The organism is Acinetobacter sp. YH12231 (assembly GCF_013417755.1).
Taxonomy (GTDB): Bacteria; Pseudomonadota; Gammaproteobacteria; order Pseudomonadales; family Moraxellaceae; genus Acinetobacter; species Acinetobacter amyesii.
The window spans coordinates 54,752-74,121 of the sequence record NZ_VPDJ01000003.1; the positions used below are offsets into that span (position 1 = coordinate 54,752).

Sequence of the window (19,370 nt, forward strand, 5' to 3'; positions counted from 1 at the left end):
AGCAACTCAATTCAGGGAAGCATAACATGCAAAGTATTTTTATTAGCGGTGCAGGACAAGGGATTGGCGCAGCAATTGCACGACTGTTCATACAACAAGGCTATAAAGTTGGGCTCTACGACATTAACCAATCTCAAGTCACCTCATTAGCTGCTGAACTCGGTAGCCATGCCAAAGCTGGGCTTTTAGATGTGACACAACCAGAGCAATGGCAAAGCGCTTTAGCTGAATTTGTTGCTTGGGCAGGTCAGCTGAATATCTTAGTCAATAATGCCGGAATTCTGTATTCAGGCAGCTTTGAACATACGGAACTGTCTGCACACCACCGAACGATTGATATCAATGTCAAAGGGGTGATAAACGGTTGCTATGCGGCATTCCCCTATTTACAACAAAGCAATTTTGCTCGTGTGATTAACCTCTCTTCGGCTTCAGCTATTTATGGACAAGCAGATTTAGCCAGCTATGCCACATCTAAATTTGCTGTACGTGGGCTCACTGAAAGCTTAGATATTGAATGGCAAAAATACAATATTCGCGTTTTAGATGTGATGCCTTTATTTGTTCAAACCGCGATGGTGCAAGACATGGATGCCCAAAGCATTAAGAAAATGGGCGTCAATCTTCAACCGAGCGATGTCGCTCAGCAAATTTATGCCTTGGTACAAAAACGGGATTCGGTCTTAATGGCCACACATACACCTGTGGGGATGAAAGCTAAATTTTTATTTAATTTATCGAAGTTTAGCCCGCAATTTGTCAACCGCTTAAGTAATATTTGGATTGCACAAAAACCCAAATAGTAACGTGTTACTAATCATTTAATTTTGCAATCATATTTGTACGCAAATTACACAAAGTTACACAATTGTCACATTTTAACAGGACAAAATTCCTTTTTTTGAATAATATTCACCCGCCCATTACTTTCGGGCGTTTATTTTCTAACAATAAAAGTGAATTATTTCATGAAAAAATTACTTGTTCTTGCAACTGTTACTTCTATTTCAATTTCTGCTTTTGCTACAACTCAATTCGCATCTTCAGAATTAAAAGCGATGGATTGTGCAACTCTTGCTGTTGAAAAAGCGAATGCTAAGCGCTCTTTAGAAGCTGCTGACAAAAACATTGCAAACATCCAAGCATCTGCTCAAGCGCCAGGCAAATCATTGAGCAAATTTGCTGGTTTAGCGGGTGGCGCTCTTGCTGCTTTCGGTGGTAACTCTGAAAAAGCTGCTCGTGCAGGCAACATTGCAAACAGCTTGGCTGGTGAGCAAGATACTTCTGATGCAGGCAACCTTGAACTTCAACAAGCGAACAAATCTGCTGCTCAAGCAAACATCGACAACATTGGTATCTATCAAGGTTCTAAAAAATGCAAAATCTAATCTAAAGCCAGTTTAGATTGATTTAAAAAAAGCCCTGTTCAGCCAGAACAGGGCTTTTTTCATGGTGATTTCTATTTCATACCGATTTATAAGACACTCAACTCAATTTTCGGCAAATGAAAGCCTCGGCAAGATTGTTCACTTTGCCATGCCACCGTCAACATGACATGCGGCAGTTGAATATTCTGATAAGCAAAAGTGCCAATTGCGGGATGACTACACATCCCACCATTCTGCTCAGGATGACACTGTGTATTCAGTTCATTCAGGTTCACTCGAATCCCTAAACCTGATGCTTTAAGTACCGCCTCTTTGGTGGTCCAAACTTTAAACCAAAAATCAGGATCATGCTCAAAGTTCTCCCAATTAAGCAATTCTTCGGGATGAAAGCTATGTTGAGCCATCGCATCAAAACGAACTTTTCGATTTAAATCTTCAATATCCACACCAATATTGGCGATTTTTTCACTGCTGGCCAATACATAATGCTGCTGGCTATGACTATGATTAAAATGAAAGTGTGGAAAATCAGGAAGAAAAGGCTTACCAAACGCAGACTTTGAAAAATCTGAATTTTCAACTGATCTATTAAGCCGCTGCCCAAGTAATTGATTGCGATATTGGTAAATGGCTTGTTTACGCACGGCAATTACCTCTTGACGACTCAAGCCATGCGGCTCCACAAAGAAGTCAGTAATTGCACTATATTCAAGCTGAATTTTCGCCATAAGTTGTTGATCCAATATCTTTTACACTACGTCCATGACGCTATATTTTATGCGACTCTCCGACACAAAATACACCACAATACAGATGAGCGCATCGGTCCTTTGACTTATCGAGATTTTAAAACTCAGTTTAAAAATATTTCTAACCACTTAAGAAATACTTAATATTATAAATATATTCAAATACTTAAGTATAATAAATATTTTAAATACATCTTCAATTAGATAAAATACTCTAGATTCTTATAACTTTAATTTAAAACTCGGGGTAAACCAGATGCTAAGAAAAATCACGTTAATCAGTTCACTTTGTGTCCTACCATGTTTCGCTCAAGCAGGTTTATTGGATGCAGCTGTTGCAGTAATGGGTGCCAAAAATGGCGCGATTATGGACCAAGCTGAAGCTCGTATGAATCAAAGCCGTCAAGAAGCTGCTAACGCCGTGGCTCAAGCAGACCGTGGCTATGCCTCAAATTTCAATCAAGCTAGTCAAACCAACAATAGTGTTTATAGCACCAGTTATTTAAAAACCTTAGATTGCACCGACCTGAGCGTTGAGCGTAAGACTTTTGAACGTACTTTAGAAGCATCGCAACTGGCATTAAGCCAAGCGCCTGCACAGCAAAATAATCAAGTTTCAAAATGGGCTGGTCTTGCTGGCAACGCGCTATCCGCATTTTCAGGTCAATCTGAAACAGCGGCCCGTATGGGACAATTTGCGACAGCTTTTTCTGGCAATAAAAATACACAACAGGATAGCAGCAGCGCACAGCAAGCCATGGAAATTGCTCAAGCTAATCTGGATAATATTGATATTTACCGCCAAGCTAAAAAGTGTAAAAACTAATTTCTACATCTTTTTAGATAAATAAAGTGAAATAAAAAAGCCTGCATATCTGCAGGCTTTTTTTGTTCATCTAAACTTAGCGTTTGAATTTCTTTTCCGCCTTTTTGAACTTCTGAACATAACGACGTTTACGTGCCGCCGTACGCTCATCGATTTGCGACTTACGACCTTCAAATGGGTTATCAGAGGTTTTAAATTCAATTTTGACTGGCGTACCTTCAAGTTTATAAACTTTACGGAACACGTTTTCTAGGTAACGACGATAGTCATTTGGCGTTTTATCGACCTTGTTACCATGAATCACAATAGTCGGTGGATTTTGTCCGCCAATATGCGCATAACGCATTTTGATACGACGACCTTGAACCATTGGTGGTTGGTGCGCATCAGTTGCATCATTCAAGATCTGAGTGATTTTCGCAGGTGATACTTTCAAATGCGAAGAATCATAAGCACGGTGGATCGATGGATAAAGATCACCAACACCTGTACCGTGAAGTGCAGAAATTAAGTGAATTTTTGCCCATGGAATAAAGTCAAAACGACGTTCAACATCTAATTTACACTGTTTACGGTCATAGTCAGACATGTTGTCCCATTTGTTAATGGCAATCACCATCGCACGGCCTGCTTCAAGCGCATAACCGATCAAATGCAAGTCTTGCTCAACGATCCCTTCACGTGCATCGACAACAATAACCACAACATGCGCATCTTTCATCGCTTGTAAAGTTTTCACAATCGAGAATTTCTCGATCATTTCGTCCACTTTACCTTTACGACGTACACCCGCAGTATCGATTAATGTGTATTTACGGCCATCACGTTCAAATGGGATATAAATCGAGTCACGTGTAGTACCCGGTTGGTCAAATGCAACCACACGGTCTTCACCCAACAAACGGTTCACTAAAGTCGATTTACCTACGTTTGGACGACCAATAATCGCTAAACGTAAGCCTGTGTCTTTATCGTGTTGTTCTTCACTTTCATCTTCAGGTACATCAGCCAACACTTCTTCAAGCATTTGCTGAACACCACGACCATGGCTGGCAGCCACTTGAAGTGGTTCACCCATACCCAATTTGAAGAATTCAACTAAAGCTGCTTCGGCATGTACACCATCAACTTTGTTGGCAACAAGATAAACTTTTTTACCTAGCGTACGTAAGTCACGTGCAATTTGCTCATCAGATGCCAATAGGCCTGCGCGCGCATCGACCACGAAGACAATAATATCTGCTTCATTAATGGCAGTTTTTGACTGTTCTGCCATGTACGAATCGATACCACCTTCAGTTTCGCCAATACCCCCAGTATCAACGACAATGAAAGATTTATTTTGATAAGTCGCGTCACCATATTTACGGTCACGAGTCAGACCGGCAAAGTCAGCAACGAGAGCATCACGGCTCTTGGTTATCTGGTTAAACAACGTTGATTTTCCGACGTTCGGACGACCAATGAGCGCAATTACGGGTTTCATAGATTAACCTTTATTCCAGATCAGCCAGTTTGGTCTGGTCTGAACATCAGAAAGCTTAGGAAGAATGGAAATAGGATAAATGCCTAAAATAAATAAAAACACGGGGCATTGATGATTCAATCCCCCGCGTTAAAAATACGGTTTGGCTTATTTTAACATAAGCCGCAGAAAAATTAACGGTTCTGCCAAATGCTTAATGCACCCTTACGTGTCGACACATATAATTGATTGTCAATTACACGTAGTGAACGTACTTCACCACTGGTTTTAGAACGACCAACCAACTCACCTGTCGCTGGGTTGATTAAGTGAAGTACCCCATCAAGATCACCAACCACAAGGTCTTGACCTAACATCACTGGGTTACTCAAATTACGATTAAGCAATTGGTCATTTTCCCACAATGTTTGACCAGTGGTAATTTCATAAGCCACAATTTTACCATCAGTTTGTGTCACAAAGACACCATTGCCCGCAACTTCAGGACGCTGAATGCTGCTCGCATCATTGCTCCAGATCACTTGTTGTGAGGCAAGATCAAGCGCTGTCACTTGGCCTTGGTAACTGGTGGTAATTAAAAATTGACCTGCTACAGTCGGTTCACCGTCAATATCAATGAGACGTTGTACATCTGAACGACCGTCTGACACTGCAACACGACGCTGCATTTTCGGAATACCGCTCAATGCATCAATCACATAGATATAGGCATTTGAAGAAGCGATGAGAACATGACGCGCATCGAGTGATACCGGTGCTGCCATACCACGTAAACTAAACTGCACATTTGGCAAGTTATAGGTCCAAGTTTGTTGGCCCGTTGCCACATCGTTTGCGTATACCGTACCATCATTGGTAACTGAAATAACGCGACCTGCTTGAATCAACGACGGTGAAAGTAACGCGCCGGTTAATTGCGCAGTCCACTTTTGTTCACCTGTTGCCTGATCTAATGCAAATAATTGACCTTTTGCATTACCGACAACCACAATTCCGTCAGCTGCTTCTACACCTGCAGTCAAACCTTGTTTAGAGATTTTCTTCTGCCATAAACGCTCTTTGCCTTTGTAGGCTTGAACTTCACCATTAGGATTTACGCTAAAAACAACGCCATTATCTGCATCCATACGTAAACGCAGTGGATCTGCTTCTTCAGTTGAAGCCACACTGTTTGAAAATACAGGTGCTAAAGTTTTTGCCTGTTCCAATTTTGGTAAAGGATTTGGTTTTACTTTTTCTACTTTTCCTTTATTTGCACAACCAGCCAAAGCAAGTGTTAAAACTGTCAGCGCACAGGTAATTTTGTATTTTCTATTCATTCAGTTGCTTCCACTTGTGTATCTATAATCGGACGTTCAATTTCAGGATCATCAACTAAAACGCCTACACTTTCGAGTTTAATTTGTAAAATTTGACGTTCTTCTTGTCGCTCAACCAAAGCCTCCCATGCACTTTGATAAACTTTCTTTGCATTTTCGATATCATTTTTTGCAACATAGACATCGCCACGGGCTTCATCTGCAGTTGCTTGAAAAGCAGGTTCTTTAACCGCTTCTAAAGTTTTTAATGCTTCATCAAATTTCTTTTGTGCCAATTGTGCATACGCCAAACGTAATTTCACCAATTGAACTAAGCCTGCATCATCAACTTTTGAATTTTCAACTTTTTTCAAAGCTTTTTCAGCGTTGGCATAATCCGCTTTATCATACGCCAATTTTGCCATAAGCAACTGAGTTTGGATGGCTTGTGGCGAATCTGGCGCTTCTTTTACAATTTTATCTGCAGTCGCAGAAAGTTGTGTAAAAGCGTCACCCGTCGCCGACTGAGCATCATCCATTAACTGCTGGACTTTGGCTGTTTGCATTTGCGATTCAGCCAAAGTTTTCTTCTGCCAGTATTCCCATCCGAAAAAGGCAATCAACGCAATTAAAATGCCGCTAACAATGGCAGAGCCATATTTTTTAGCAAACGATTTTAAATTATCAAGTTGTTCTTCTTCACTCAATGCGCTCATGAAATTACCTTTTTCCTTATGTTATAGGGATTATTTTGAAGAAATTTTTTCGATAATGAAGGCAACAAAGTCTGCCACATTCACTTCGTGTTGTTCTGCAATCGCTAGCTCTTTTACCAGCACTTGCCCTGCTGCTTGCTCACGTTCACCGTAAATCACAGCAAATAAAGCACCCGATTGGTCAGCTTTTTTCATTTGCGATTTCATTGAACCTTGTGAACCAACTTTTAAGCGAATGTTGCTACCCGCCGCTTCAAGTTGATCACGAATTTGTTCAGCAAGTACCAACGCTTTACCTTGAGTTGCAGGATCTGAAACTAAGAATAGCTCACAGTCACGCACAGGGGTATTATCTTCCACTTGTTCAAGTAGAAGAAGCAAACGCTCCATACCCATTGCAAAACCAACAGCAGGCACCGACTGGTCTGCTTTACCTTTAAGCTGACCGACTAAACCGTCATAACGACCACCAGCACATACCGTTCCTTGAGAACCTAAGTGTGTAGTTGTCCATTCAAAGACCGTTTTATTGTAGTAGTCGAGACCACGAACCAATTTTTGATTGATCACAAAACCAATACCAGCGTCAGTCAAATACTGCTGCAATTGAGCAAAGTGAGCCAACGTTTCTTCACCCATAAAGTCGTGAAGTTTTGGCGCATTTTCCAAAATGCTTTGTGTTTTTGCATCTTTAGAATCCAAAATACGCAGTGGATTCGTGGTTAGACGACGCTGTGAATCTTCATCTAAGTCATTTTTATGTGACTCTAAGAATTCAACCAATGCTGCACGATAAGCTGCACGTTCATCAGACTCACCTAAAGTATTGAGTTCTAATTGAACTTTATCTGCAACGCCCATGCGTTTCCACAAACGCGCAGTCATTAAAATCAATTCTGCATCTTGATCTGGTGTTGCAACACCAAAAGTTTCTACGCCAAATTGATGGAACTGACGGTAGCGACCTTTTTGTGGTTTTTCATAGCGGAACATTGGGCCGACATACCATACACGCGGTGTAGCACCACGAAGTAAGTTATGTTCAAGCATTGCACGTACACACCCTGCTGTTCCTTCTGGACGCAAAGTCAAAGACTCAGGCGGATTACCTTTATCTAGGAATGTGTACATTTCTTTTTCAACGATATCCGTTGCATCACCAATAGAACGTTTGAACAGATGAGTCTGCTCCACAATCGGCAAGCGAATTTGCTGATAACCATAAGCATCCATCAGGCTTGATAGATGCTGTTCTAGACGTCTCCATGCAGGACTTTGCGTAGGGAGAATGTCATTAAAACCTTTGATTGCGACGATTGAACTCATGATCTACTCAGAAAAACTTGTGCGAATAATCTCTTTAGCTTTAGCGTCTTCAAGATCGCTAACACGTTGACGAACCATCGCTTCGATTTCGTCAACCAACTGATTTGTGTCAATTAAATGGCTCTTTTCGCCATTACGATACACCAGTGAACGCGGACTTGCACCTACTACACCAATATCGGCTTCTTTGGCTTCACCCGGACCATTCACTTTACAACCAATCACCGATACATCCATTGGGGTACGAATATCTTCTAAACGCTCTTCCAATGTTTGCATGACTTTGATGACATTAAATTCTTGGCGCGAACAACTTGGGCATGCAATAAAGTTAATGCCGTTTGAACGTAAGCCCAATGATTTTAAAATATCAAAGCCAATTTTGATTTCTTCTTCAGGCTCTGCGGCCAATGAAATACGCATGGTGTCACCAATGCCTTCCATCAACAAACCGCCTAAAGCGATAGCAGATTTGACTGAACCCGTGCGGTAGACACCTGCTTCAGTCACACCTAAGTGTAATGGGTTATCAATTTGTGCAGAAAGTAATCGGTAAGCATCCATAGTCAGGAATACATTCGATGCTTTGACTGACACTTTAAATTCATGGAAATTTAAACGGTCTAAAATATCAATATGGCGCATTGCAGATTCAAGCAAGGCCTGACCTGTAGGCTCACCATATTTCTTTTGAATATCTTTTTCCAGTGAGCCGGCATTGACACCAATACGCATAGAGATGTCATTATGTTGTGCAGCAGCTACTACTTCACGAATTTTAGCTTCTGAGCCAATATTACCCGGGTTGATACGCAAACAATCTGCACCAAGGTCTGCAACACGTAAAGCAATTTTATAATCAAAGTGAATATCGGCAACCAATGGCACTTGCACACGTTTACGAATTTCACCAAAAGCTTCAGCAGCTTCCATACTCGGTACAGAAACACGCATGATGTCCGCACCGACGTCTACACAGCGCTGAATTTGTGCCACGGTCGCTTCGACATCACAGGTTTCAGTATTGGTCATACTTTGGATGCTGATCGGCGCATCACCACCGACATACACCGAACCTACTTTAATTTTACGCGTTGGACGGCGCTTAATTGGATTTTCAATCATTGTTCAGTCTGCTCTGTTGTCCCTTAACGTGATAAACGGAAATCTGCTTTGCCGTTTACGGTATATGGTGACAATGAAATATTTTCATTATTTAAGCTTAATGACACTACTGTTGCATCATCCAAACGAATTTGGAATGGTGTTTCACCGTTTAAGTTGAGCGTCGATGCTTGACGACCCGTCGCCAACACCTTACCCGTCGAATCAACAATATGTACTGAAGTCGGGCTACTAAAGGTCAATATCAATTGATCACCGCTGACCGCTGCATTTCCGCCATTCATGTCGAGGACTTGAACTTCTGAAGCGACATCACTGGTCACAGCGTCTTCATTATCGCTGCCCGAGGTCATGCCCTGAATCGCTGCCACGATCGCACCAATGACTACCAACACAGCCAATGCAATCAGACCACGTTTGATCCATTTACGATTACGGTCACGGTTAGAACCGGGTAATTTACCCATAATTTTAATCGGTGAATTGTTTAACGCGTGATTTGGCAACAATCCCGTATCGTTAGCATAAATATCATCAAAACGTTGAATGATATTGGTTGCATCAACTTTTAAATATTTGGCATAAGTGCGGTAGTAACCTTTAATAAAGGTCGCTTCAGGCAATGACTTATAATCATCTTGCTCAAGTGCAGTCAGTGTTTTTAATGGAATATTGAGTTCTGATGCGACAGCTTCAAGTTCCAGTTTTTGCGTAATACGTACTTGACGTAAATACTCACCTGGGCGTTGTACATTTCCTAATGCATTTGGAGCTACGCTCGAACCATTCGATTGCGGTGAATTAGGATTTACTTCCATACGGCCTCAGTACTGTACTGTAATTGCAAATAGCGTTGGTATTCAGGACTTTCTGGGAACAAAGCACGTAACTGATTGACCAGTACTTGCATACCCAAATTGTCGCCATTGGCACGCGCTGTTCGAATGCCAATCCAGAGTGCACGCGCACCCTGATTTTTTTGTCCTACTGCACGTACAAATTGTTCATACATTTGTGTGGCAGCAGGGAACTGCTGATTCAAATAAAAGATTTCAGACAACTCTAACATTGAAACATAGGAATCACGATTAGCCTGCAAAGCTTGTTTGAATGATTTTTCAGCATTCGCCACATCACCCACTTTCAGGTAAATTCGACCTAAATTTTCCAATGCTTTGAAACGTTGATCATAACCTAAAGTTGAACCTGCGATGCTGAACTGTTCAATCGCATCATTATAGCGCTCAACTTGGTATAAATACGTACCGTAGTTGTTACGTGCTTGAGAATTTTTTGAGTCTGCTGAAATTGCACGCTTAAAATAACTATCTGCTTTTTCTAAGTTGGCTGGACTGCCTTCTCGTTGTAGTAAGACACCCATCATCATATTGGCCTGAGAATCGCGAGAATCCACCTCTAAAGCCTGATCTAATGCGCGTTTAGCAGAGTCCAAATCCCCTGCTTTCAGGTGTTCAACAGCCAATTGCGTTCTGATTTTTACGGCTTTCTCTGGGTCTTTTTTCCCAATCTCAGGCGTTTGACATGCTGTTAATGCCAAAACCGATGCACATAAAGCTGAAACGAAAGTGAACTTATACGTTAACTTTTTCAATTGGCTGCCTCTTTATTATCCTTGTGAGCGCAGTATCTCATTTTGCTGCGCAACTTTCTTTTTCCATTGCTCCGCACGACGAGTACGGTCAGCAACTTGCCCCACGAGTTGTCCACACGCAGCATCGATATCATCACCACGTGTCTGACGAATCGTACACACAAAACCGGCATCAGACAAAGTTTTTTGGAAAGAAATAATACGGTTACGGCTTGAACGACCGTATGGCGCATGCGGGAACGGGTTAAACGGAATTAAATTAATTTTGCTTGGTAAGTTTTTCAACAGCTTTAACATTTGCTGTGCATGTTCAGGATGGTCATTTACACCATCTAACATCACGTATTCGATGGTCACGTGTTTACGCGAACTTTCATTACCATCTTTTGCGATATAACGCTGACACGCTGCAATCAACTGTTCCAACGGATATTTTTTATTGATCGGAACTAGTTCGTTACGTAGTTCATCATTTGGCGCATGGAGTGAAATTGCCAAGGCTACATCAATGTCTTGTGCCAATTGGTCAATTTTAGGTACCACACCTGATGTTGATAAAGTCACACGACGCTTCGACATGCCATACGCAAAGTCATCCAACATGATACGCATTGAATTCAATACAGCATCATAGTTCAACAACGGCTCACCCATGCCCATCATCACCACGTTGGTCACTGAACGTTCACGATCCGCAACTAGCACATCTTCCATATAAGAGAAGTTCGCCATCCAAAGCTGTCCAATAATTTCAGCTTGGCTCAAGTCACGTTGAAAACCTTGTTTCCCAGTTGAACAGAATGAACAGTCCAGAGCACAGCCCACTTGTGACGAAATACACAAGGTCTTACGTGCGCCGGTTTTATCTTCTGCAGGAATGAGTACAGTTTCAACCAATGAACCTGCACCATCACCTACACGGAACACCCATTTACGAGTACCGTCTTTTGAATAATTTTTATGCACCACTTCAGGCGCTTTAATTTCACAAATCTTTTCTAGTTTTTCACGCAATTTACCAGAAATATTGGTCATTTCAGCAAAATCAGTCACGAAGAACTGATGAATCCATTTCATCACCTGCCCAGCACGGAACTTTTTCTCCCCCATTTCTTCGAAGAATTTTTCCATTTGCGGACGTGACATGCCCAGTAAATTCACTTTCTCCACAGTATTTTTCTGCGTCGGAGCGGATGGAGATTGTTGCTGTGCATCAGAAACAGCTGATGTAGCGACTACTTCAGTACTCATGTGTAATTACCTAAACCATGTCTAAAGATCAAAGGAGAAGCTCAGTTATTGAGCAAAGAATTATTCAGAGAATAAAAAAACCAGACAAGCAGTATACCACTTATCTGGTTTGAATACTTCGAATTAACGAGTACGTGGAGCGATCTCAGTTTGAGCGAAGAAGTAGTTAACTTCACGATCAGCAGATGCTACAGAGTCAGAACCGTGAGCAGCGTTTTCGTCGATGCTTACAGCGAAGTCTGCACGGATAGTACCAGGAGCAGCTTCTTTAGGGTTAGTTGCGCCAAGGATTTCACGGTGAGCAAGAACTGCGTTTTCGCCTTCAAGAACTGAAACTACAACTGGACCAGAAGTCATGAATGCAACTAGGTCACCAAAGAAACCACGTTCTTTGTGCTCAGCGTAGAAGCCTTCAGCTTCAGCTTGAGTCAAGTGTTTCATTTTAGTTGCAACGATTTGAAGACCAGCTTTTTCGAAACGAGCAAAGATGTCGCCGATGTGGTTTTTAGCAACTGCGTCTGGTTTAACGATAGATAAAGTACGTTCAATAGCCATGAGAGGCTCCTTAAGTCAATTTGACGTGAAAAATTTGCCGCATTATACCGAATAATGCGCTATTTTCTGCTTTTGCTATACAAAAAAATTGCTTTTTTCGATGTAGGGATTAACTTGCCTCATCAATCCAGGCCATCTGAATTCCCTCAAGCAGACCTTCAGTCGACTTTTCAGGGTCATCAGTGAAATTTGGCAATGCACATACCCATGCATGTAGGTCAGTAAAGCGAATCCATTGCGGATCAACATCAGGGTGAGCTTCATACAGCTCAATTGCGATATCAATGGTATCTGTCCAGCGTAAACCCATGGGTCTTCCTAACATCGTCTATAGAATGATGGCTTACTTTAACAAATTTCAGCAATTCGACGTGATAAACCCTTTTAATTTTTTTATTACCAGATTTTGCAATTGAGATGTCCACATCAAACTATAAAACCAAACCGAAAAGAGGTGCACAGAGAATAATCGCCGCACCCACTGCAGCGCCTATAGCAGCACCGACAGCGACATCACTTGGGTAATGCAAACCTAAGATCATGCGAGATAATGCCACTAATAAGCTAAAGGGCAACATCAGGACCAACAGCATGGGTTGAATATAGCCCAGCACAGTTGTTGCCATGACTGCATGTAGAGTATGCCCTGATGGAAAACTAAAATGATCTAGAGGGCGTTCACCTAAGCGAATCACTTGATGCACTTGGTACGGTCTTGGGCGCACAGTTTTCTTTTTGAGGAGTTTATAGATCGAGGTGCCGACGAAACCACCCAGTAATACATAGACGATTTGTACACTGTAATACATGCCCTGCACGATCCAGACCGTCGCCAACATGACATACCAAAACACACCATCACCAAGTCGACTCACCATTTTAAATATGTCAGCGACAACTTGTTGATGCGAAAAATGATTGAGATAAATACAGCCTTTTAAATCGAGATGCAGCATTCTTGTTTTTGCATTTTTAAAATTCATCGCTAATCTCCTATCTACAGTCAAAGCCTGACTATGTTGGGGTTGAGCTAGATTTGTGTTGTTATTTTTACAAGTTGAGATCTGTGTTTGACTCAGCTTAAGTTATCTTTTTGACAGTGCAATGATGCTTTGATGACAGTTCGATGAATATTAATTTTTGAAGATGCTCAACTTTTCTATACAACCAATAGCGCTAGCTCCATTGGCTCATCATAGCTTGATCCACCACGCGATATAGCGCGTGCTCAAATTGCTGTACAGGATATTGCCAACCAATTTTAGCAGCGTCTTTTGCCGCCTCGATGCCCATGGTTTTTAATTTAGCGCGTTGCGGCAATTGCTGCATGAGACGAATAAATTCATCGGTTCGAGATAAATGACATAACCATCCCGTTTGCTGATTTCTCACGTGCAGTTGGGCACATGCAGCATTATATGCAATCACCGGCAATCCGCTAGCCATCGCCTCCAAAACCACATTACCAAAGGTCTCAACCTGACTTGCGAAAACAAAAACATCCGCACTGGCATAGGCTTCCGATAAAGCCTGACCACTTAAACTTCCCATAAAAATAACATCTAGGGATTTTGCCAGTTGCATTAGTCGTTCACGATCAGGCCCATCACCCACAATGACCAATTTCGTTCGTGCATCCATAGCCAACATCGAACGGTAGGCAGAAATCAAAACATCCACTTCTTTTTCAGGAGATAGCCGACCGACATAGAGCATCACGCGGGTATGTTCATCTGCTTGCCACTGTTGTCTCAGTTCTGCTCGATAATGTGAGGGAGAAAATCGACTATGGTCCACACCTCGCCCTACCACCACCAATGGACAACTAAAACCTAATCGATGCAAGGCATCCGCAGTATCTTGGCTCGGGACACAGGTGAGTTGAGTATTGTTATGAAACCATCGTAAATAATGTTGTACAGGCTTCATTAAAAACGCTAAATCAAAGAAGCGACTAAAATCATGAAAGGCCGAATGAAAACCACTGGACACAGGAATCTGTAAAGAACGCGCCAGTTGAAGCATAGCAAATCCCAAAGGTCCTTCAGTGACTATATGCACAATGTCGACTTGGGCTTTTTTTAAAGCTTTACTAAGTTTGATCAATTGCGGCCAGCCAAACTGTAAACCTGAATATTTAGGAATTGACTGCGCTCGAACCAAACACTCTTGATCAGGTCGAAAATCTTGACAACTTTCGGATTGTTCAGGGCGTATTAAAAATATTGAGTTGCCTTGTTGCTGCAAGCCTTTACACAACTGCAATAAAGAATGTGCAACACCATTAATTTCTGGCGCCCACGTATCTGTAACAATGGCGATTTTTAGACCTGGACGAATTAAAGTTGAGACCGTTTGCACATCCATTCGTGATTGCATATGCTTAAATTGGAATTGAAAGCGTGCAGGTTCATCCTGCATACGCCCTAAATTGATAGCCGATTCTGTCATGATCTTACATGCTTCTTATAAATGTATAGTCACAGTTTAAGCAGCAGTTTTTTTCATTTTGATGATTATTTGATGACAGTTTATTGAAAAAAATTGAGTAATTTCTTCTACAAAATCATGATTTATCCGTAATTTTTAATCACTTTTAAAATCGTCTGACCCGCACGAGAAGTGATTTGCATATCTGCGTTCATCCGCTCTAAACGCCCACTCATACTACGAAGCCCCACACTCAAACCGGCTTGATTGACTAAATCCACATCAACCCCCACGCCATTGTCTTCTACTTCCATTATCAATGCCGAGTTTTCATAATAAATCCGAATCTGCACCACGGTCGCATGACTATGCTTCACAATATTGGTTAATGCTTCTTCGGCTACACGCTGTAGGGTTAAACATTCCATTGGAGTAACATCCACTTCCCATTTTGCAGGAACTGACCATTTAGCGTGTATATCGAGCTAATCAAATAACTGATTAAAACGGTGCCTAAAGGGTGCCATCCATAACAATGGGGTTTCAGGCAGTTTGGTGACTAAACTTGAACCGCTATCAATGATATGTCGTAAATCATCTCTTAAAATTTTCAACATCGATAAAAATTGCGAATTGGTCAGATCTTTGGAACTCTGCTCAACCGATGCCATTGAACGAACCAAGGAGCCACCTAAGCCATCATGTAGCTCATGTGCAATTTGAATACGCTCTTGCAAGCGGGTATTTTCCATTTCTAACTGATAATGATTTTGTAGGGTATGCGTCAACTCTTCCTTTACTTGAGTGACCGTTGTTGCCAACGTTTGATTAAACTTTTCAATTCGTCTCACACTTTTAGTCAAGCGTAGTGCAAAAATAATCGCCACACCCAAAGTAGTTATCGGGGAAGCATATGCTGAAATCAAATTTCCTTCATTTCTGACTTTATACGCATAACAGAAAATTAAGCTTCTTAGATTGAAGCCCAAGATTCACCTAAATATCTATACTCAAGCTTCAATCTAGCGACATGAACTTAGCACTCTGCATATAATCACCTTAACCATGAAATAAAATCACTCACTAAGCCTCTCAAAACACCATATTTACAAAGACTGTATCGCGGTAGATTCCTGCAGGTGTCGTTGCATTCACTCGCTCCACCAAACGCACAGCAATCACATAGTTATTTTTGCCAGCGCCTTGCTCTGTAGAAACATTCCACAGATTTTCCATCGCACCTGAAACAGTCATTCGTGTTTTGAGCTTAATCGGGCCATTCGTCACAAAACTACTGCCCGAAGTATCCTGCAAATTACGGCTATTAAAGCGTATGCGGTATTTACCGGAACAATCGACACTAAATGAACTTGCCGCTTGACTATTATAGTAATTCGCCAAGCGCATATTGGTTTCACTGATTCGTCCCATTTCACAACGACTCGGCGCTGCAAATGTCATTGAACTAAATAACGCTGCTGAGATGAGTAAAATACTTTTCATTGGAAATACTCCTTTATTTACACTGCAATGTAATTAATTCAGGAGTTTGGTTTTCTACCTTTTTCGGCACTGTTAAAGCTGTTTGGCAAGATCGACCACCACTGGTCCTCACCGTCAACTTGTAGTAGCCTTCAACCAAACCATATAACATTACCGTGCCATCTGAACCCACTGGATAAACATCAGCTTCTGGGGTATCAATTGCAACTTCACTTCCTGCCACAAATTGATGACCTTGTTCATCCAATATTTTGACCAATATTTGTTGTGTATCAAATACTGAAAAATTAATGTTATAACCACGCTGTCTTAACGCAACTAAACGATGTGCAGCATTCGGAACTTTGCTTTCGATCGGCAATTGGTTTTCATCGAATGAAATATCGTAATTAATATAAGGAACGATATCGTGTACAAAGGCATAGCCTTTTTTATTGGTTTTCGCGACTGGAGACATTGATCGCATGACATCAATATCTTCACGACCACCAACATTCACTAAAGCAAAAGCATTATCGACAAAACTGGTCAATGCGTATTGACCACCCAACCACACCATAGCGCCACGGTAGCCAACCTGTGTTGTTGAATCATTTTCACTATAGAGATGACTTAGGGTTAAATCACCAACATTAGTGGACAAACCACCATAGGCATTTAATACCATTTCATCATTACGATAATCCACACCTAGCGCATAATTTGCACCATATTCACCAAATGCATTTTGGATGAAACGTACACCGCCGGATTTATTGGTACCTGCATCAGCCTGAATACGTTTACCACCACCAAAATTATAAGAAAATGTAATAAAAGCACCTGAGTCATCGCTATCACCAAATTCTTTAAAATAATTGGCGGTATACATTAAATTCTGTGTGATTTCGCGACTCACACCCACTGTGAGCATTTTGCGATCCTCTAATTCAAATAAAGGATCATTAGATTCATACTGGGTTTGTTCGATATAGTTCAGGTTTAAATTTTGAAAGAATGGAAAATTAGCAAAACTTAAATACGCCATATTTTCAAATTTTGGGAAAATATGATTATCCTCATAACCTAACGCCCGATAATCATTTGTAGCGTAGCGTGAACTCACACCAAAATTGAGTTTTCCGAAATTACGACTGATAGCCAAACCTGCAGAATAACCATCGTCATTATCGGTTTTACTGCCTAAAAAAATACTGTCTAAAACAAACCATCGATTGACCGCTTGCGTCCATAGCAGTCCTGCATTTTTTACTTTGTCACTATAGGTTGCACTTGCACCCAACGTGGTACGACTGGTGACACCTCTACGCCAATAGGCTGAACTAAAAAAATCGCGATAATCACTATTTTCTTCGTCATAACTGAAGCGTAGTTTCCCTAATGATATGTTGTAATCATTTAAATCTTCTTTGAGCAATTTACTACTAATTAATACCGGGAAGCTTCGAACAGTGGTATTCCCCAGTACATCTTGTACAACCATTTGCGCTGTACCGGCACTTTCAATATTGGCACCTGTTTGTAAGTTATAATCTCCAGGTGAAATCTTTTTCTGATAAATATTTACGCCATCAATATATAAATCAACAGTCGAAGGCAAAACCGCACTACCTTTTAGACTTGGAATATTCCAATACACGAAATCTGGACGTGATGTATAGTCTGTACCAAAACTCAAACCACCAAATCGCACACCATGAATTAATGCACTATATGCAGAGGTCGTATCACCAATAATCAGTTTGGTCGCACTTTTAGAAAAATCAAACTCAAGACTACTATTTAACCTGACGAATTTTTCTTCACGATAATCATCACCTTTATTATTTCGATAAAAGGCATTATTTCTTAAAATCCAATTGTCTTTAAACACGCCCAGTTCAGGTAGCACACCAAAATTATTATGTTGAGTATTATTTTCAAAATGCATTTCATAATTAAGAAATGCACCAAAATTTGCAGGCATCGGCTGACTGATTAAGGCATCCGTTTCTAGCCCAAAGAAATATTTTGATGGAAGATTAATTTTGATAGCTTGCAATTGAGGATCAAATCCAGAATGAATATCTTGATCCGTTACCAAACAAAATGAATTTTTAGTTGCATGTCGTTTCAGAATTTCTACTTTAATTTGCAGCTTATCAAGATCTGCGCACTCTATATAAAACTTGTTATTTTCAGTCAGTAATAATACTTCGCTCTTGCGGTCTACTTCGTTTACCCAAATACTGGTTGGAAATAAATCATCAGGCATATCAACAGCTTCTGCATGAGCAGAATTAGCACATAAAATACAATATAGAAGCAATGTAATTCTATTCATAGCCACTACTCAACTAAATTAAACTCCAAAGGAGTGTCACCTTTATCTGTTTCCACAACGACTTTATAATTACTAGCGCCTTGTAAAGAAACACTCCCGATGTCGTATTGGTTTTTACCTAATGCCAATAAATATTTCATATCGGAAGATTCAGCGACTGTTTTCTTGCTTTTATCGATGACATAAAGTTTTTGGATTTGAATGTGTGATTTTGCTAAATTTTCAACCTGAATAATGGTGCGACCATTCGATTTTTTAGCAATAAATTTCAAATAAGCGGGTTCTTGTTTGCCGACAAAAAATGGCACATTAATACTTAATAACAGTGCAATTTTCGATTCAGAGTTCGTCACTTGAGGTAGCTCAGTATAAAGAATACGCCATGCTTCTTCTTGTTGTAGGTTCATACTTTCTACAGATTGAGTAAAACCCACACGAACCATTTGTTTTGAATTTGGTTTTAAAATAAAGTTCTTCGGATTGATAATAATATTGGATTCAGGTGAAAGAACATCTTCGCCTGCAGCATTTTGAGTCCATTTAAATGCTTGAGCCTCAAAAATACGTGGTGTCTCATCATCCCCTTTCGACTCCAAAGTAAATGTCGCACTGCGTTGTTTAGATTTATCGGTTAAATATAACTGCACAGGGCTAATTGAAATACCTGCAAATATTTGAGGACTCAATAAGCAAGTCATTAAACTAAATGAAACGACTTTGAATAAACTTTTCATATACCCACCCCAGTACATTTAAATATTATTATCAATTCAAAAATAAAA

Annotated in this window: 21 protein-coding genes; 3 read left to right on the forward strand and 18 right to left on the reverse strand. The window is 40.7% G+C overall.

Features of this window, described 5'->3' with window-relative positions:
- Positions 1 to 26: 26 nt before the first annotated feature.
- On the forward strand, positions 27 to 803 hold the full coding sequence (locus FTV11_RS01560) for an SDR family oxidoreductase (protein WP_180073267.1): 777 nt from the start codon (positions 27 to 29) through the stop codon (positions 801 to 803).
- A 165-nt stretch (positions 804 to 968) separates the two neighbouring features.
- The gene (locus tag FTV11_RS01565; protein ID WP_078192655.1) at positions 969 to 1,388 is read left to right on the forward strand and encodes a hypothetical protein; all 420 of its coding nucleotides are present in this window, start codon (positions 969 to 971) and stop codon (positions 1,386 to 1,388) included.
- Positions 1,389 to 1,474: 86 nt separating this feature from the next.
- Here FTV11_RS01565 and FTV11_RS01570 read toward each other — a convergent pair whose 3' ends face one another.
- Positions 1,475 to 2,116, reverse strand: coding sequence for a 4'-phosphopantetheinyl transferase superfamily protein (locus FTV11_RS01570; RefSeq protein WP_180073268.1), 642 nt, complete (start codon positions 2,114 to 2,116; stop codon positions 1,475 to 1,477).
- A gap of 277 nt (positions 2,117 to 2,393) precedes the next feature.
- On the opposite strand from FTV11_RS01570, the gene FTV11_RS01575 reads away from it, so the two are divergent.
- Entirely contained in the window at positions 2,394 to 2,963 is a 570-nt protein-coding gene (locus tag FTV11_RS01575) for a hypothetical protein (protein ID WP_180073269.1), read from the forward strand.
- A gap of 76 nt (positions 2,964 to 3,039) precedes the next feature.
- Here FTV11_RS01575 and der read toward each other — a convergent pair whose 3' ends face one another.
- From der to FTV11_RS01655, 17 genes are all read right to left on the reverse strand, one after another.
- The gene (gene der / locus FTV11_RS01580) at positions 3,040 to 4,449 is read right to left on the reverse strand and encodes a ribosome biogenesis GTPase Der (RefSeq protein WP_180073270.1); all 1,410 of its coding nucleotides are present in this window, start codon (positions 4,447 to 4,449) and stop codon (positions 3,040 to 3,042) included.
- A 173-nt stretch (positions 4,450 to 4,622) separates the two neighbouring features.
- Positions 4,623 to 5,768: an outer membrane protein assembly factor BamB gene (gene bamB / locus FTV11_RS01585; RefSeq protein ID WP_078189607.1), complete on the reverse strand. Its 1,146-nt coding sequence runs from the start codon at positions 5,766 to 5,768 to the stop codon at positions 4,623 to 4,625.
- Positions 5,765 to 6,463 carry a tetratricopeptide repeat protein gene (locus tag FTV11_RS01590; RefSeq protein ID WP_180073271.1) on the reverse strand — a complete coding sequence of 233 codons (699 nt, stop codon included), beginning with the start codon at positions 6,461 to 6,463 and terminating at the stop codon, positions 5,765 to 5,767. Before FTV11_RS01590 ends, bamB begins: the two co-directional genes overlap by 4 nt.
- A 30-nt stretch (positions 6,464 to 6,493) precedes the next feature.
- Positions 6,494 to 7,789, reverse strand: coding sequence for a histidine--tRNA ligase (gene hisS / locus FTV11_RS01595; RefSeq protein WP_078189609.1), 1,296 nt, complete (start codon positions 7,787 to 7,789; stop codon positions 6,494 to 6,496).
- 3 nt (positions 7,790 to 7,792) lie between these two features.
- Positions 7,793 to 8,914, reverse strand: a complete 1,122-nt coding sequence (gene ispG / locus FTV11_RS01600) for a flavodoxin-dependent (E)-4-hydroxy-3-methylbut-2-enyl-diphosphate synthase (RefSeq protein ID WP_180011668.1) — start codon at positions 8,912 to 8,914, stop codon at positions 7,793 to 7,795.
- A 23-nt stretch (positions 8,915 to 8,937) separates the two neighbouring features.
- Entirely contained in the window at positions 8,938 to 9,732 is a 795-nt protein-coding gene (locus tag FTV11_RS01605) for a RodZ domain-containing protein (protein WP_180073272.1), read from the reverse strand.
- Complete coding sequence (gene pilW / locus FTV11_RS01610; RefSeq protein WP_078189612.1) at positions 9,723 to 10,526, reverse strand: type IV pilus biogenesis/stability protein PilW; 804 nt, start codon at positions 10,524 to 10,526, stop codon at positions 9,723 to 9,725. The genes FTV11_RS01605 and pilW overlap by 10 nt, the downstream gene beginning before the upstream one ends.
- Positions 10,527 to 10,541: 15 nt before the next feature.
- A complete protein-coding gene (rlmN, locus tag FTV11_RS01615) occupies positions 10,542 to 11,777 on the reverse strand; it encodes a 23S rRNA (adenine(2503)-C(2))-methyltransferase RlmN (RefSeq protein ID WP_180073273.1) in 1,236 nt (411 codons plus the stop codon).
- Positions 11,778 to 11,900: 123 nt separating this feature from the next.
- Entirely contained in the window at positions 11,901 to 12,332 is a 432-nt protein-coding gene (gene ndk, locus FTV11_RS01620; protein WP_078189614.1) for a nucleoside-diphosphate kinase, read from the reverse strand.
- A 109-nt stretch (positions 12,333 to 12,441) separates the two neighbouring features.
- A complete protein-coding gene (gene iscX, locus FTV11_RS01625) occupies positions 12,442 to 12,642 on the reverse strand; it encodes a Fe-S cluster assembly protein IscX (protein WP_078189615.1) in 201 nt (66 codons plus the stop codon).
- 121 nt (positions 12,643 to 12,763) lie between these two features.
- A complete protein-coding gene (locus tag FTV11_RS01630) occupies positions 12,764 to 13,315 on the reverse strand; it encodes a phosphatase PAP2 family protein (protein WP_180062959.1) in 552 nt (183 codons plus the stop codon).
- A gap of 193 nt (positions 13,316 to 13,508) precedes the next feature.
- Complete coding sequence (locus tag FTV11_RS01635) at positions 13,509 to 14,786, reverse strand: glycosyltransferase family 4 protein (protein ID WP_373685392.1); 1,278 nt, start codon at positions 14,784 to 14,786, stop codon at positions 13,509 to 13,511.
- 119 nt (positions 14,787 to 14,905) lie between these two features.
- On the reverse strand, positions 14,906 to 15,190 hold the full coding sequence (locus FTV11_RS17010; RefSeq protein WP_257223130.1) for a sensor histidine kinase: 285 nt from the start codon (positions 15,188 to 15,190) through the stop codon (positions 14,906 to 14,908).
- A 57-nt stretch (positions 15,191 to 15,247) separates the two neighbouring features.
- Positions 15,248 to 15,688 carry a hypothetical protein gene (locus FTV11_RS17015; RefSeq protein ID WP_257223131.1) on the reverse strand — a complete coding sequence of 147 codons (441 nt, stop codon included), beginning with the start codon at positions 15,686 to 15,688 and terminating at the stop codon, positions 15,248 to 15,250.
- Positions 15,689 to 15,854: 166 nt separating this feature from the next.
- Positions 15,855 to 16,265: a hypothetical protein gene (locus FTV11_RS01645; protein WP_180007213.1), complete on the reverse strand. Its 411-nt coding sequence runs from the start codon at positions 16,263 to 16,265 to the stop codon at positions 15,855 to 15,857.
- A 13-nt stretch (positions 16,266 to 16,278) separates the two neighbouring features.
- Positions 16,279 to 18,588: a fimbria/pilus outer membrane usher protein gene (locus tag FTV11_RS01650; RefSeq protein ID WP_180073275.1), complete on the reverse strand. Its 2,310-nt coding sequence runs from the start codon at positions 18,586 to 18,588 to the stop codon at positions 16,279 to 16,281.
- A 5-nt stretch (positions 18,589 to 18,593) separates the two neighbouring features.
- On the reverse strand, positions 18,594 to 19,322 hold the full coding sequence (locus tag FTV11_RS01655) for a molecular chaperone (protein WP_180005391.1): 729 nt from the start codon (positions 19,320 to 19,322) through the stop codon (positions 18,594 to 18,596).
- Positions 19,323 to 19,370: the final 48 nt, after the last annotated feature.